Annotated in this window: 17 protein-coding genes; 10 read left to right on the top strand and 7 right to left on the bottom strand. The window is 44.4% G+C overall.

What is annotated here, in order from left to right; translation table 11 throughout:
* The first annotated feature begins 4 nt into the window (after nt 1-4).
* Nucleotides 5-241 carry a YheV family putative zinc ribbon protein gene (locus Q1A41_RS14050; RefSeq protein WP_299980268.1) on the top strand — a complete coding sequence of 79 codons (237 nt, stop codon included), beginning with the start codon at nt 5-7 and terminating at the stop codon, nt 239-241.
* A gap of 7 nt (nt 242-248) precedes the next feature.
* Here Q1A41_RS14050 and Q1A41_RS14055 read toward each other — a convergent pair whose 3' ends face one another.
* Entirely contained in the window at nt 249-896 is a 648-nt protein-coding gene (locus tag Q1A41_RS14055; RefSeq protein ID WP_299980270.1) for a hypothetical protein, read from the bottom strand.
* 171 nt (nt 897-1,067) lie between these two features.
* Nucleotides 1,068-2,396 (bottom strand): MATE family efflux transporter, encoded by a 1,329-nt coding sequence (locus Q1A41_RS14060; protein ID WP_299980273.1) that lies wholly within the window; start codon nt 2,394-2,396, stop codon nt 1,068-1,070.
* A gap of 579 nt (nt 2,397-2,975) precedes the next feature.
* On the opposite strand from Q1A41_RS14060, the gene coxB reads away from it, so the two are divergent.
* The 4 genes from coxB to Q1A41_RS14080 are packed head-to-tail and all read left to right on the top strand — an operon-like array spanning nt 2,976 to nt 7,188.
* Entirely contained in the window at nt 2,976-4,076 is a 1,101-nt protein-coding gene (coxB, locus tag Q1A41_RS14065) for a cytochrome c oxidase subunit II (RefSeq protein WP_299980694.1), read from the top strand.
* 11 nt (nt 4,077-4,087) lie between these two features.
* On the top strand, nt 4,088-5,638 hold the full coding sequence (gene ctaD / locus Q1A41_RS14070; protein ID WP_299980276.1) for a cytochrome c oxidase subunit I: 1,551 nt from the start codon (nt 4,088-4,090) through the stop codon (nt 5,636-5,638).
* A gap of 10 nt (nt 5,639-5,648) precedes the next feature.
* Nucleotides 5,649-6,200, top strand: coding sequence for a cytochrome c oxidase assembly protein (locus tag Q1A41_RS14075; RefSeq protein ID WP_299980279.1), 552 nt, complete (start codon nt 5,649-5,651; stop codon nt 6,198-6,200).
* Nucleotides 6,201-6,249: 49 nt separating this feature from the next.
* Nucleotides 6,250-7,188 carry a cytochrome c oxidase subunit 3 gene (locus Q1A41_RS14080; RefSeq protein ID WP_299980282.1) on the top strand — a complete coding sequence of 313 codons (939 nt, stop codon included), beginning with the start codon at nt 6,250-6,252 and terminating at the stop codon, nt 7,186-7,188.
* A 10-nt stretch (nt 7,189-7,198) separates the two neighbouring features.
* On the opposite strand, the gene Q1A41_RS14085 is transcribed toward Q1A41_RS14080, so the two are convergent.
* Nucleotides 7,199-7,450, bottom strand: coding sequence for a DUF2909 domain-containing protein (locus tag Q1A41_RS14085; RefSeq protein WP_299980285.1), 252 nt, complete (start codon nt 7,448-7,450; stop codon nt 7,199-7,201).
* 27 nt (nt 7,451-7,477) lie between these two features.
* On the opposite strand from Q1A41_RS14085, the gene Q1A41_RS14090 reads away from it, so the two are divergent.
* From Q1A41_RS14090 to Q1A41_RS14110, 5 genes are all read left to right on the top strand, one after another.
* Nucleotides 7,478-8,203 carry an SURF1 family protein gene (locus Q1A41_RS14090; RefSeq protein ID WP_299980288.1) on the top strand — a complete coding sequence of 242 codons (726 nt, stop codon included), beginning with the start codon at nt 7,478-7,480 and terminating at the stop codon, nt 8,201-8,203.
* A 30-nt stretch (nt 8,204-8,233) separates the two neighbouring features.
* The gene (locus Q1A41_RS14095) at nt 8,234-8,860 is read left to right on the top strand and encodes a hypothetical protein (protein ID WP_299980291.1); all 627 of its coding nucleotides are present in this window, start codon (nt 8,234-8,236) and stop codon (nt 8,858-8,860) included.
* 8 nt (nt 8,861-8,868) lie between these two features.
* Nucleotides 8,869-9,900: a COX15/CtaA family protein gene (locus Q1A41_RS14100; RefSeq protein ID WP_299980293.1), complete on the top strand. Its 1,032-nt coding sequence runs from the start codon at nt 8,869-8,871 to the stop codon at nt 9,898-9,900.
* Complete coding sequence (cyoE, locus tag Q1A41_RS14105; RefSeq protein WP_299980295.1) at nt 9,900-10,814, top strand: heme o synthase; 915 nt, start codon at nt 9,900-9,902, stop codon at nt 10,812-10,814. The genes Q1A41_RS14100 and cyoE overlap by 1 nt, the downstream gene beginning before the upstream one ends.
* Nucleotides 10,815-10,894: 80 nt before the next feature.
* Nucleotides 10,895-11,587, top strand: a complete 693-nt coding sequence (locus Q1A41_RS14110; RefSeq protein WP_299980297.1) for an SCO family protein — start codon at nt 10,895-10,897, stop codon at nt 11,585-11,587.
* Here the strand turns inward: Q1A41_RS14110 and Q1A41_RS14115 are convergent.
* From Q1A41_RS14115 to Q1A41_RS14130, 4 genes are all read right to left on the bottom strand, one after another.
* A complete protein-coding gene (locus Q1A41_RS14115) occupies nt 11,545-12,378 on the bottom strand; it encodes a transporter substrate-binding domain-containing protein (RefSeq protein WP_299980299.1) in 834 nt (277 codons plus the stop codon). The genes Q1A41_RS14110 and Q1A41_RS14115 overlap by 43 nt on opposite strands.
* A gap of 106 nt (nt 12,379-12,484) precedes the next feature.
* A complete protein-coding gene (locus Q1A41_RS14120; protein ID WP_299980301.1) occupies nt 12,485-13,279 on the bottom strand; it encodes a metal ABC transporter permease in 795 nt (264 codons plus the stop codon).
* 1 nt (nt 13,280) lies between these two features.
* On the bottom strand, nt 13,281-14,039 hold the full coding sequence (gene znuC / locus Q1A41_RS14125) for a zinc ABC transporter ATP-binding protein ZnuC (protein ID WP_299980303.1): 759 nt from the start codon (nt 14,037-14,039) through the stop codon (nt 13,281-13,283).
* Nucleotides 14,036-14,539, bottom strand: coding sequence for a Fur family transcriptional regulator (locus Q1A41_RS14130; RefSeq protein WP_299980305.1), 504 nt, complete (start codon nt 14,537-14,539; stop codon nt 14,036-14,038). Before Q1A41_RS14130 ends, znuC begins: the two co-directional genes overlap by 4 nt.
* Nucleotides 14,540-14,560: the final 21 nt, after the last annotated feature.

Below are 14,560 nucleotides of genomic sequence, written 5' to 3' on the forward strand. Positions count from 1 at the left end.
TAATATGAAAAAGCGATTTATAGCTGGAGCCGTTTGCCCAAAGTGTTCGCAAATGGATAAGGTTGTTATGTACAAGGAAGATGATAGCGATTGGCGAGAGTGTGTGGCTTGCGGCTTCAAGGATAAAATGCATTTTCAGCCTAAAGCTAGAGAGCTAGAAACTCGGGTAAACGTTACTGAGGAAGAAAAAGCTCAAGAGGTTCAGGTAATTGAATTACAACCTTTAGGGAAAAAGCACTAACCGCGATTTAGTGATTCAGAGCTAGGCGAACAGCATTCTCTTCTTTATAGATAGATTGCTGTTTTCTTTGGTTCTGTTTTTGGGCTTCAACGTAGAGCATTAGGGATTGTTTGCTGAACAGGGCATTTTGGCTAATCAGCATCTCTACGGAATAATGAACGGCAAGATCCAATTCGTTAGCCAGGCTTTCACCAATTAGAAAGTGCATCACTACATTATCTTCGGTGTTATCGATGGGCGAAATGGAAACACCGGCATTTCCAATAAAGCGATCATTCACTTCTTCAATGAGTCTATGGGCTAAATAGGCTGCGTCCATAATTTTCAGTAAGCCGCGGTGGCTTGCTGTTATTTCTAAGGGCTGCAGGAAGTAATCAATGGCGATATGTAAAAAAGCTTCTAGTTCGTCTTCGACACCCGCTGCCAATGATATCTTGTGGAAGTGTGCTAAAACATCGGGTACCTGCTTGATATAGCGATGAACAAACTCTTGCAGCAGCTCGACCTGGTCGCCATCACCAAAGCCAATGCCGCGATGCATGGTTTTCGCACGACTAGCGAGGAAGCGATGAAGGCTAACATCGTTGCTGCTCTCGCTAAAGGCAGCGTCTATAGCTAACCTTAATTCGGATAGTGAAACCAGTTCGTCATTCATTATCAGTTCTTTTCGTAATTCTTAGTACTGACGACATCAGTCAGATAAACATAGACACAATTTCAAACAAATCAAATGGTGGTGGTGATATTCAGAGTAAAGTCATGGACTGCTCATTTCGTATATCGTGCTTTGGTAATTATAGACAATTACTTTCCTACTTATTTCCCATTATTTGCTCATGCCCCAATTATTACGCTGTCGATAGCAAAACATCAATGCCAAAAAAAAGCCTCTGGCGCCATTAAAAGCGCAAAATGATAACCAAAGGCCATGATTTGCATAGCCTTGGCTGAGCCACCAGAGGGGCAGGAATACCCCAAAAGAGGACAGAATCATAGTTATTTCCATATCAAAGGTGTGTGCTGTTCCAATAAACACACCATCTAAGAAATAACATGTCGCTGATACTATGGGTAAGAGCAATACCCAAGGGTAATAAATTGCTACTTGTTGCCTAAGCATGGTGTCATCACTAAATAGCGCGATAAGCGGTGACTGTGCAAGATAGAAGAGCGCCGATATAAACAGCGCTACTAGGACCGACCAAAAACCGGTACTTAAGCAAGCCTGTTTAAACAGCTCTGGGCTCTTTTGCCCAACAGCCTTGCCGACTAAAGCTTCTGTAGCGTGGGCAAAACCATCTAAGGCATAGGAGGCTAGGTGGACCAGCTGCAGCAGTATTGCATTGGCGGCCAAAATGAGTGGACCTTGTGCGGCCCCTTGAGCGGTAAAAAAGCTAAGGCTGCCCAGAAGGATTAAGGTTCTAACAAACAAATGCTTATTAACTTGCAATAGCTCTTTGTATGGGCCCGCTTGGGCCAGTGCTGCCAAGGTGAAGCCACCGGCTGGGAAGTGCTGTTGCAGCTGCCTAATGCAAAAATACAGGCCAATACTAAGGTTCGTTAGATCCCCAAATAAACTGGCAATGGCGGCACCACGGCTGCCCATATCTAGCCATAGCACTAAAATAACATCCCCTACGATATTGACGGCATTCGCCGAGATCGCCATGTATAAAGGCACGCGGGTATTCTGTAAGCCAATAAACCAGCCAATAATTCCGTAGGACAGCAATACGGCAGGGGCGGCCAATAAACGTATGTGGATATATTCTTTGCTTAAATCCCCAAGAGCTTGATCACTTTGCATCAAATTAACAGCGAGAGGGACCAGCAAAGGTGATAGCAAAACTATCAGTAGGCCAATACCTAGAGCCAAAACCAGCGACTGCCCTAATAAAAGCTTGAGTTTCTCCAGCTCATTAGCGCCAAAAGCGCGGGCGGCCAAACTGGTTGTGCCCATACGCAAAAAGCCAAACGCCCACAATAAAAAGCTAACGACCGATGCTCCAACAGCCACCGCGGCGAGGTAATCAGGGGTGTCTAAATGACCCAAAATAGCGGTATCCACCAAGCCAAATAGCGGAACACTGATGCTGGAAAGCAGCATGGGAATCGCAAGATTAAAAACCTTACGATGAGCAAGTGTATTTAACAATAAATTCTCCGAACCACTTTAAACGTGCAAAATTTAGTCATTATAATCGTTAAAAATACAATAATTAGACAAGTTGAATGTAATTTGATCGCTATAGCAAAACGAGATCAAAGGCCCTTTCTAAAGGAATTAATTAAATATCAAACATTGACATTGCGTTTAGGCTGTGGCCTTCTAGGCCATGCTGTAGTTGCGACGATTTGTCGCATAGCATTGGTTCTGCCTTCTGGAAAGCAACGGTTTGGGGTTTGCCGGGAGTTAAGTCGTCCGCTTCATTTTTTAGACAGAAGCGAGTTAACAGCCACGCAGCAACATAAAATAATAAACCAAAAAACAACTAAAGTTGTTAACAGTGTTTAGCCGACACTGAAAGAATACCTTTGTTCTCCAGTTGGTCGTAGTTGCCACAACAACTGCTCCGGACCAATGGGGGTGCCGTTAGCGAGTGATAAATCGCTTGTTCTAGTCGCATTGGCATCTCCAGAAGTAGTAATAAAAACGTATAAGACTACACGGAGATAAAAAGCAATGTTATATCGAGCGCGCAGCTTGTTAAGCCGGCTGCTGTCTGTCTGTCTGATGGCAGCGGTATCTATGCAGTCAATGGCTGAAAAAGAAGTCGAGCGATGGGGGCTCAATATGACTGAAGGTGTTACCACCGTCAGTCGAGATATCTTTGGCCTGCATATGAATATCCTATGGTGGTGCGTTGGCATTGGCGTAGTGGTGTTCGGCGTGATGTTTTACACCATGCTTGCCCATCGAAAGTCAAAAGGTGCTAAGGCTGAAAATTTCCATGAAAGTACAACTCTGGAAATTATTTGGACGGTTATCCCTTTTGTTATTCTCATTATCATGGCGATACCCGCCACCACTACCCTAAAACAAATCTATGACACTGAAGAAGCTGACATGGATATTGTAATTACCGGGTATCAGTGGAAATGGAAATACGAATATCTCGGGCAGGACGTCAGTTTCTTCTCCTTGTTAAGTACGCCAATTGAAGAAATTCAAAACCTGAAAGAGAAAAACCCAAATTACCTACTTGAGGTTGATGAGCCTTTAGTAATACCGATCAATAAAAAAGTTCGCTTTCTTATTACCGCTAACGACGTTATCCACTCTTGGTGGGTACCGGATTTAGCCGTGAAGAAAGATGCCATCCCTGGCTTTATGAATGCTGCTTGGACTCGAGTTGACGAGCCAGGAATTTATCGTGGTCAGTGCGCGGAACTTTGTGGTAAAGATCATGGCTTTATGCCGATTGTGGTGAAAGCTGTTCCTCAAGACGAATACGATCAATGGATTTCTGAGCGCCGAGAAATGGCCGCCAAACTCAAGGCAATGGCCAATCAAACGTTTAGCTTTGACGAGCTGTACAGCAAAGGTGAGCAGGTTTATAACACTGTTTGTGCTGCTTGCCATCAGGCTAATGGTGAAGGTATTCCACCGACATTCCCTGCAATCAAAGGTAGCCCTGTTGCCACAGGCCCTCTCGCTGGGCATATGGATATGGTGATCAATGGTAGCCGCACAAATCCCGCCATGGCAGCTTTTGGGGACCAGCTTTCTGAAGTTGACCTTGCAGCTGTAGTTACTTTCCAACGCAATGCCTTTGGCAACAATATGGGCGATACCATTCAGCCCATAGATGTGCTTAAAGCAAAACAACAATAAGGAGGCACGTCATGGCACACGGTCCTGCAAAAGGTTTTACTCGTTGGTTGTACACTACCAACCACAAAGACATCGGCAGTATGTACCTTTGGTTCAGCTTCGCGATGTTTCTTCTCGGTGGCGTCTTTGCTTTAGTCATTCGCGCCGAGTTATTTGAACCTGGCCTACAAATTGTAGAGCCTGAACTGTTTAACCAAATGACCACCATGCACGGCTTGGTGATGGTCTTCGGTGCAGTAATGCCAGCCTTTGTGGGTTTGGCAAACTGGATGATTCCAATGATGATCGGCGCACCCGATATGGCCTTGCCCCGAATGAATAACTGGAGTTTCTGGATACTGCCTTTCGCCTTCGCAATGATGACATCGACATTGTTTATGGAGGGTGGGGCACCGAACTTTGGCTGGACATTCTACGCACCACTATCGACAACTTATGCGCCGCCGAGCGTAACCTTCTTTATCTTTGCTGTGCATATCATGGGTGCATCTTCGATCATGGGTGCAATTAATATCATTGCTACCATTATGAATATGCGTGCGCCTGGCATGACTTATATGAAGATGCCGCTGTTTGTGTGGACTTGGTTTATCACGGCCTATCTTTTGATTGCCGTTATGCCGGTGCTAGCAGGCGTAGTTACCATGATGTTGTTTGATATTCATTTTGGTACCAGCTTCTTTGATGCCGCCGGTGGTGGTGATCCCGTATTGTTCCAGCATGTGTTCTGGTTCTTTGGTCACCCTGAAGTGTATATCATGATTCTACCGGCCTTTGGTATTGTGAGTGCAATCATTCCAACCTTCGCACGTAAGCCGCTATTCGGGTATTCCTCGATGGTGTACGCCACCGCATCAATTGCATTTTTAAGTTTTGTGGTATGGGCACACCATATGTTCACAGTAGGTATGCCCTTAGCTGGTGAGCTGGCCTTCATGTATATGACGATGTTAATCGCGGTGCCGACCGGGGTGAAGGTATTTAACTGGGTAACCACTATGTTTAAAGGTTCGATGACATTCGAAACGCCTATGCTGTTTTCGATCGCTTTCGTAATCTTATTTACCATTGGTGGTTTCTCAGGCTTGATGTTGGCAATTGCGCCAGCGGATTTCCAATATCACGACACCTATTTTGTGGTAGCGCATTTCCATTATGTACTAGTTCCTGGTGCAATTTTCTCAATCACTGCGGGGGTTTATTACTGGCTTCCTAAGTGGTGCGGAAATATGTACAACGAAACGATGGGTAAAACCCATTTCTGGACAGCTTTTATTGGCTTGAACCTTACGTTTTTCCCAATGCACTTCGCAGGCTTGTCCGGGATGCCAAGGCGAATCCCTGATTACAATATGATGTTTGCTGATTGGAATATGATTTCGTCTGTCGGTGCATTTTTATTTGGCGCTGCCCAGATCTTGTTCCTATTTAATGTGATAGCAACGATTCGAGGCGGTAAGAAGGCCACTGATGAAGTGTGGGAAAACCCAGAAGGTTTGGAGTGGACGGTTGCGTCTCCTGCGCCTTACCACACCTTTAGCAAACCCCCACAGGTAAGCTAAGGAGAACGTTGTGGCGGCTAGAGAAAACATGAAAGTGACTTGGCGACTACTGTTTACAGTAGTGGCCATGTTCATATTCGCTGTGTTTATTATGCCGCCCATATATGACGTGTTTTGCGAAATTACAGGGCTAAATGGAAAGACCGGTGATCAATATCAAGCGATATCGGCTGAAGTGGATACCAGTCGCAAGGTAAAGGTTCAGTTTTTGGCGACCAATAATGAATCTATGCCTTGGCAGTTTAAGCCAATGCAGAGTGAAATTTATGTCCACCCGGGCGAAGAGGTTGAGGTTAAGTACTACGCTAGCAACCCTACGCAGCAAGATATGGTAGCTCAAGCGGTTCCCAGCGTGATTCCATTCAAGGCGGCAGAATACTTCCATAAAACGGAGTGTTTCTGTTTTAACAATCAGCCTTTAGAAGCTGGTGGGAGTACAGAAATGGCCTTGCGTTTTATTGTGGATATTGGTGTCGCAAAATCGGTTAATACCATCACACTGTCATATACAATTTTTGATATTACTGGGGCTGCAACTGAACAAACGCTAGCCCAAAACTAATGGCCAAAATAAGGCCACCCCAATAAATAACTGAAAAGGCGGGGAAGTTATGTCGAGTAATCAAGATAACACTGTAGAACATGAAGAGTATTATGTTCCAGAGCAGAGTAAGCTACCGATCTTTGCATCGATAGGTTTATTTTTAACGGTTTGGGGCGCAGCAAATTGGCTGAATGGCGATGCCAATGGGCCAATGTATTTCTTTGCTGGCTCGCTTATGTTCGCTTTTGTACTGTGGAATTGGTTTTCCATTGTCATCAGCGAAAATATTCAAGGTTTAAATAGTCCACAGCTTAAAAAATCCTATGTCATTGGCATGGCTTGGTTTATTTTCTCCGAAGTTATGTTTTTCGCTGCCTTCTTTGGTGCGCTATTCTATGTGCGTAGCCTAGCAGGACCTTGGTTGGCGGGCGAAGGAGAACAAGGGTTAGGGAATGATTTGATTTGGCCTGGCTATGAGCATGAATGGCCGGTGATGACTACTCCAGACATGGCGGCTAATGGCGATTCAGCCACCATGCGAGGTCCAGAACAAAACATGAGTAACCCAGGCTTGGCAAATTGGTTGGGCTGGTTGCCATTTTGGAATACCGCAATACTGCTAACCTCAAGTGTTACCTGCCACATTGCTCATGGTGCACTGAAAAAAGATAATCGACGTCAATTCAACATCTGGTTAGGCTTAACTGTTCTTTTGGGTATAGCGTTTATTATTCTTCAAATTGAAGAGTATGTGCATGCCTACAATGAAATGGGCTTAACACTAGAGTCGGGCATCTACGGGGCAACCTTCTTTTTGTTAACCGGTTTTCACGGCGCGCACGTAACCTTGGGAACATTTATGTTGCTGGTTATGTTTCTAAGGTCAGTACTGAAAGGCCATTTCAAATCCGATGATCACTTTGGCTTTGAATCAGCGAGCTGGTACTGGCACTTTGTGGATGTGGTCTGGGTCGGTCTTTTCCTATACGTTTATGTTTTTGGTTAATCATTAATTATTACTCTGCACCAGTAGTGCTTTGCTGGTGCAGGCGCTTATCCCAAGGCGCTTGGTTGCTCAACTGGCCACTTGATATTCCATAATAAACAGCAGCAAGTAAGGCGGCAGCTAAAATAACACGAACACCCAAGGCTGCTTTAAGGCGTTGAGATTCAGTATTACCGAAGTCCTTGAGTAAAAAGTAAAGCCCACTTGAAAGAGAAAGTAGTACGCCAATAAACAGCACCACTATAATAATCTTTATCGCCATTGGTCTGCTCTCCGTTGGTAAACACTAGTGACAAGTTTAACATTTAAAATAAATATACCGCTAAGCTTTATCTTTTTGCTCTTATTTCCAATTTTAATAAGCCTTGGGTTTTGGCAGTTAAACAGAGCTGAGGAAAAAAAGGAAATTCTAAGAGACCTTCAGGAGATTAAACGCTTAGAGGCTACGAAATGGAAAAGCAAAGGCTTGCAGAGCGGTCGCCTGATAAAAGCAACCGGAAAATTTGATTCAAAGCAGTATTGGTTATTAGACAATAAAATTTATCGAGGTAAAGTAGGCTTCGAGGTCATAATGCCTTTTATCATTGACGGTAAAGTGGCTTTGGTTAATCGAGGTTGGGTGCAAGGGGATCTTGCGCGACGTAAATTGCCAACGGTAGAAACGCCTAATTACGAAGTGACCATCACAGGGCGTATACATCAAAACAGCGATAATGTATTGGTCGATTATCAAAGCACCGCGGCTTGGCCAAAAATTATCAGCCGGGTAGATATAGAAAAAATGTCGGTGAACATTGAGGGCTTAGAGGTAGATCATACAGTGCGATTGCAAAGTGATAGCCCTGCTGCTTTGCCCAGTGATTGGTCGGCAATTAATGTCTCACCTCAAAAGCATATGGCTTATGCTGTACAGTGGTTTGCAATGGCAGCTGCCCTTTTACTGATGTATTTAATATATAGCAGTAATATTTTAAGAGTTATTGGCCTTAGTGAAGCCACTAATTCCGATACATAACAATAAAGTCGAAGAGCCGAGTAGTATCTTATGGTTGCACAAGTACAAAATACACAATCTGAAAATACAACTAGTAATCGAATCGGTAATTGGCAGGCTGTCTTGTTGTTTGCCGTTATTGCGCTGCCGATGGTTTTGGCGCTACTCATCTATAAAACCGGTATTGGAATGCCGGCAGGTACGATTAATGAAGGCTTAATGCTAAGTCCCGCCAAACAGATTAATGTCATAGCTAAAGCGGATAATGATGGCCATAGCTTGTTGGCGACTGGTAAGAAGTGGCGTCTAGTAATTCCCTATAGCCAGAACTGTGATAGAGCATGTGCATCTAATCTTTATATTACCAGGCAAGTGCATATAAGACTTGGAGAAAAAGCTCGACGAGTTGAGAGGGTGTTGTTGTCGATGGGGGCTGATAAGACGGCATTGGAAAAGCTATTGCAAGAACATCCTCGCATGAGGGTAATGAATATTGAAGCCAGCGATTTCAGTCGTTGGTTAAGTGAGTCTTCCCTACCTGAGAGTGTTGACCCTTTGCAGCATTATTTATTAGTTGATGAAGATGGCTTCGCAATGATGGCTTATAACACCGAGCATGAAGGCAATCAACTATTGAAAGATATAAAGCGTGTACTGAAATTCACAAATGAAGAGTAGGTGACAACATGCAAGCAAATAATAATGGTTTACTTTGGCAATATAGACTGGTTCTAGCATCCGTTGCATTAGCTTTTTTGGTTGTAGGCTTAGGTGCGTTTACTCGTCTAGTTGATGCGGGTTTGGGCTGCCCAGATTGGCCTGGCTGCTATGGGCATTTGATGTGGCCGGAAACTAATGCAGAAAAACAAGCGGCCGCCCAACTGTTTCCTGATTCGCCGGTAGATACACAAAAAACTTGGCCAGAAATGGTGCACCGCTATTTCGCAGGAAGCCTTGGCTTGTTGATTGTGGCGATAACAATTTTTGCTTATCGAGCAAGAAAAAGTGGCCTTGATGTGCCAATGAAGTTACCGCTTGCATTAATTGCATTGGTGACGCTACAGGCTGCCTTTGGTATGTGGACGGTAACACTTAAATTGCTACCGCAGGTAGTGACCGCCCATTTATTAGGCGGGTTTTGTACGCTATCTTTGCTTTGGTTGCTAAGCTTGCGTATTAAATATCGATTTACTGACATTAAAGCTTACCAGAACAGAGGGCCTATAAAGCTAGCCTTTGTGTTACTAAGCGTTGTGGTTGCGCAGATTGCTTTAGGTGGCTGGGTTAGCTCTAATTACGCTGCCCTCGCTTGCTCGGATCTTCCTACTTGCCAAGGACAGTGGTGGCCGGCGGTAGATTTCGCTAAGGGCTTTTCACTCAATAATGAAATTGGCCCAAATTATGAGGGTGGCATTTTGGGCATAGAGGCGAGAACTGCGATACATGTTGCTCATAGGTTGGGGGCGATCATTGTTACGGTACTATCTCTAGCTTTTGTTTTTAGGCTTCTACAAAATCATTTCTTGGGTTCAGCACTAGCGTTTTTGGCTGTATTAGGTTTCCAGGTTGGACTAGGGCTTAGCAATGTATTCTTTGCTCTGCCTTTGGCGATCGCTGTCGCCCATAATATTGGTGGTGCGGTACTACTGTTGGTATTGATCAGTATCATTTATAAGCTCTATAAAAATAATCAACTTAATGAATCGAGGGTAGTCTAATGAGTGCAGGTGCAATTGCAAAAAACCAAAACGCCTCTTGGAGGGACTATCTAGAGCTGTGTAAACCCGGTGTTGTATTGTTGATGATACTAACCAGTGTAATCGGCATGTTACTTGCCGTTCCTGGTGCGGTTCCACTCGATATATTTTTAATTGGCAATTTGGGCATTGCCTTATGTGCTGGCTCAGCGGCGACAGTGAATCACTTGGTGGATCGACAGATCGATCAAAAAATGGCTCGCACACTGAATAGACCGGTTGCTAAAGGGCGTGTCGAGCCGCTTAATGCAGGCCTGTTTGCCCTTGTATTGGGCGCTAGCGGCATGGCTCTATTATTACTGTTTGTTAATGCGATTACCGCCTATTTAACTCTGGCATCACTACTGGGATATGCGGTGGTGTATACATTATTTTTAAAGCGCGCTACGCCTCAGAATATTGTGATTGGTGGTATTGCTGGAGCTGCTCCGCCTCTGCTGGGTTGGACTGCGGTAACCGGTGAGGTTGCTGGTCATGGTTTATTGTTGATGTTGATTATTTTCGCTTGGACGCCACCACACTTTTGGGCTTTAGCAGTACATCGTAAAGATGAGTATGCGAAAGCGGATATTCCGATGTTGCCGGTAACGCATGGTGAGCACTACACCAAGATCCACATTCTGTTGTACACCATTATTCTATTAGCTGTTAGCTTACTTCCCTTTGCGACAGGCATGCTAAATTGGTTTTACCTATTAGGCGCGTTAGCTTTAGGTTTGGGCTTTATCTACTGGGCCCTGGTGATGCTGTTCACTGAGCGGAAAAACGCAGGTATGCAAACCTTCAAGTACTCAATAATTTACTTAATGTGTTTATTTGTCGTTATGCTCATTGATCATTATGCTCTGCCGGTAAGAATGGTAATAGCGCCTTAAAACATTGTATCTATCCCAAGTTTTAAAGGGCCGATTTCTGAAAAGCTAGGAAAAATCAGAGCTACATTGAGGAGCAATTGGTGGACGAAGTAAGTACTAATAATAGTGAAAGTTTACATACGCAAGAGCAAAGGTCCGGAATCATCAAAACGGTTGTTGCGATAGTTGTAGCAATTGCCGTTATGCTAATGATGTTTATCCATAAAATTAACTCGCCTCGCGTGTTAAGCGCAGAAGAGTTGCGGATTAATGGTTTGTTTGTATTGGACCAGCCAAGAATACTCAGTGACTTTGAGCTAAAAAATCACCGCGGGGAAGCTTTTAATCGTGATAGCTTGAAAGGAAAGTGGAGTTTGGTTTTTTTCGGCTTTACCCATTGCCCAGATATTTGCCCAACCACAATGGCTCTACTTAATCAGCTGCTAACAGAGATCAATGGTGACATATTAGATCAGACTCAAGTTGTTATGGTGACGGCAGACCCTGCGAGAGATTCGGTTGAAAAGTTAGCTGAGTATGTCCCGTTTTTTAATCCCGACTTTATTGGGGTCACCGGTGAGTTCATTACGCTTAAGAAGTTGGGTAATCAGTTGAATGTTCCATTTGTGAAAGTGCCGCAAGGTGATAGCTATACGGTGGATCATGGTGGTCAAGTGGTTATTATTAATCCCCGTGGCGATTATCATGGCTTTTTAAGTACACCATTAGATTTAGCTAGGATGAAACTCACCTACCAGTCGATGGTAACCGCCTCAACATGTTGTGGGCAGTAGCGATCACTAATGCTTAGCTCCTTATCTAAATACTGATTATTGATACGCATCAACTCACCACTTGCTCTTAGCTCTTCAAGAGCATTTGCCAGTTTTGGAGCTAGCGTCATCGCATTGCTGCTTTTAAGTGATAGTGCTAAATAGGTTGGCTTGGGCATCGTAAACCTTTTGGGTTCTATCTTAAGGTCTTTTTCAATGCCCATTTTGGTAGCGACATGCCCAAGAGTTGTGATGTTACTGATGTAATAGTCGATTCTATCTCTTTGCAGGGCTTTTAAGCCAAGTTCCAAACTATTAAATTCTTTGAGGGAGAAGTGCTTTTCCTCTTTAGATTGTTCGAACTTCTTATTGACGTAAAAGCCTGCGTGCAAACCCAGTCTCTTGTTAAACAGATCGCCTAATTTATTGATCTCGGCTTGCCCGTTTGAGTGGCTCGCTAGAACATAAGACTCATAATGCAGCGGAGTCATAATGAAATTAGCCCAAGATTTTCTCTTATCCGTTATATAAAGAGGAAAGACACCGTCCAGATTTCCGGCAGCCACTTCATGTAAGCTCCTGCGCCAAGGGCTGCAGTGTACACTTAGTTTTATATTGAGCTTTTTGGCCACAGCGGACAGTATTCGGACATCGAGACCGTCTACAGCAACATTGTCTTTGTTACAGACTACAAATGGAGGGTAATGAACGCTGCTAAATTGAAGTGAAGATGACTGGCTTTTCGCCTCCACGGAAGAGCTTGAAGATAAAGCCCACATAAATAATATGCATAGCACAGAAACGCTTTTCATAAAGAAAGCCTAAAGTCGTTAATATTTGACGTTTAGAACTCCGTTTCTATGCGGCACCCTAGCGCATGACAAACAGTCTAATAGAGCTAAAGTAGAGCGGCAAGCATTAATCTGCCTGCTTAAAAATTGTCGAAGATTTACTTAATCCAAATAGCATACAGGCTGCTGCAACGATGGCAGGCCCTGTGGGCATATCCCATTGATAAGATGCGTACATGCCAATGCCAAGCGCGATAAGAGCACTGGCCATAGCAATAAGAGCCATCTGCCCAGGGCTTTTAGCAAAGGAGCGAGCGCTGGCAGCTGGGATGATTAAAAGTGCCGTTATTAGCAATGCACCGACCAGCTTCATCGACATTGCAGTGATAAACGCAATGGCAAGCATTAGTAAAAGCTTGTGCCGAGAAACCGCGATACCTTCAACGCGCGCCAAATCTTCGTTCAGGCAAATACAAATTAGAGAGTCCCAGCAACGCCATAGATACAAGCCTAAGGCAACTGCACAAGCGCTAATCAAAACCACATCAACTAGACTAGCAGATAGTAGGTCGCCAAATAGGTAGCCGTATAAATCTACACGTCCGGCACCGGCTAGGCTAATCGCGATAATACTTAAGGCAAGGCTTCCGTGAGATAAAACACCAAGCCAAGTATCGCTGCTGAGCTCACCATGTTGTTTGATTTGCGCGAGACTGATTGCCAAAATTACACAGCTAAATAGTATGGCAAGTTGAGTAGAAACCTGCAGAATTAAACCAATAGCCACGCCAAGCAGTGCCGAATGAGCTAAGGCGTCACCAAAGTAAGCAAGGCGCCGCCAAACAATAAAGCAACCTAGTGGGCCGGCTAAAAGTGCGATTACAATGCCGGTTAAAATTGGCGCGAGTAGAATTTCCAGCATATCAATGTTTGTGATTACAGTTTTCGATTAGCTCACCATGAACACCGTGTTGGTGATCGTGGCGATGTGTGTATAGCGCTACATTGGAAGCTTGATTGTGGCCAAATAGCTTTAGATATTCAGGATGCGCGCTGACTTTTTCTGGGTGCCCGTGGCAACAAATATGTTGATTCAAACAAATTACTTCGTCGGTGGCGGCCATTACAAAATGTAAGTCATGGGACACCATCAATACACCGCAGTTTAATTCATCACGAAGTTGGGCAATCAGCTGGTAAAGCTCTGCTTGGCCGTTGACGTCAAGCCCTTGGGCAGGCTCATCCAATATCAGTAATTGTGGCTTTTTTAACAGTGCGCGACATAATAGAACTCTTTGTAACTCCCCACCTGATAGCGATTGCATCGGACGGCTAAAAATACAATCAACATCGCTAATTTGTGCGCAGTGTAAAAAGTGCTCACGGTTACTGTTTTGGTTTAGGGATAGGAAACCCTTGACTGAAATAGGTAGGCTTGCATCTAAGTTTAATTTCTGCGGCATGTAGCCAATTTGCAAACCCTTGCTGGCACTAATATAGCCTTCATTGATTTCAACTAAGCCCATTAGTGCGCGCACAAGCGTCGTTTTTCCAGCGCCATTTGGCCCAATTAAGCTAACGACCTTGCCGGCTTCTAAGCGTAAGCTGGCATTGTCGACCAAGGTGCGGCCTTGTTTATATATAGACAGTCCGCTGGCTTCTAGCAGCAAGATATCACTCACTCAGAGAGCTCCCGACAATGAGGGCAAAGGCCATTAAATTCCATATTCTGTTGGCGAATGGCAAAACCGCTTTGTTGCTTAAGTTGGCTAACGGCGGCTTGAAATGGGCCGGGGTCTGTCTCGACGGCAAGATTACAAGATGTACAAATCAAAAAATAACAGTGGTGTTCATGGCTAGGGTCTTGGCAGCCAATGTAGGCATTTAATGAATTAATTCGGTGGATTAATCCTAGCTCAAGTAAAAAATCTAAAGCCCTGTACACTGTAGGTGGTGCAACCCGCTTTTGTTCCCCTTCGGCCAGCGCATCCATTAGGGAATAGGCGCCAATTGGGCGATGGCTACCCCATATCAACTGCAAAACCTTTTCTCGAGTCTTGGTAAGCTTTTGCTGCTTATCGCGACAAAGTTCCCGTGCGGCCGCCAAGGCCGAATCGATACAGGCTTGATGGTCGTGATCTGGGTGGGGGGCGATGCTTTGGGCATCCAAGTTGCTGGGCATAGGCAAAACGTCCAATTTTAT

This window comes from uncultured Pseudoteredinibacter sp. (genome assembly GCF_947502065.1).
GTDB lineage: Bacteria > Pseudomonadota > Gammaproteobacteria > Pseudomonadales > Cellvibrionaceae > Pseudoteredinibacter.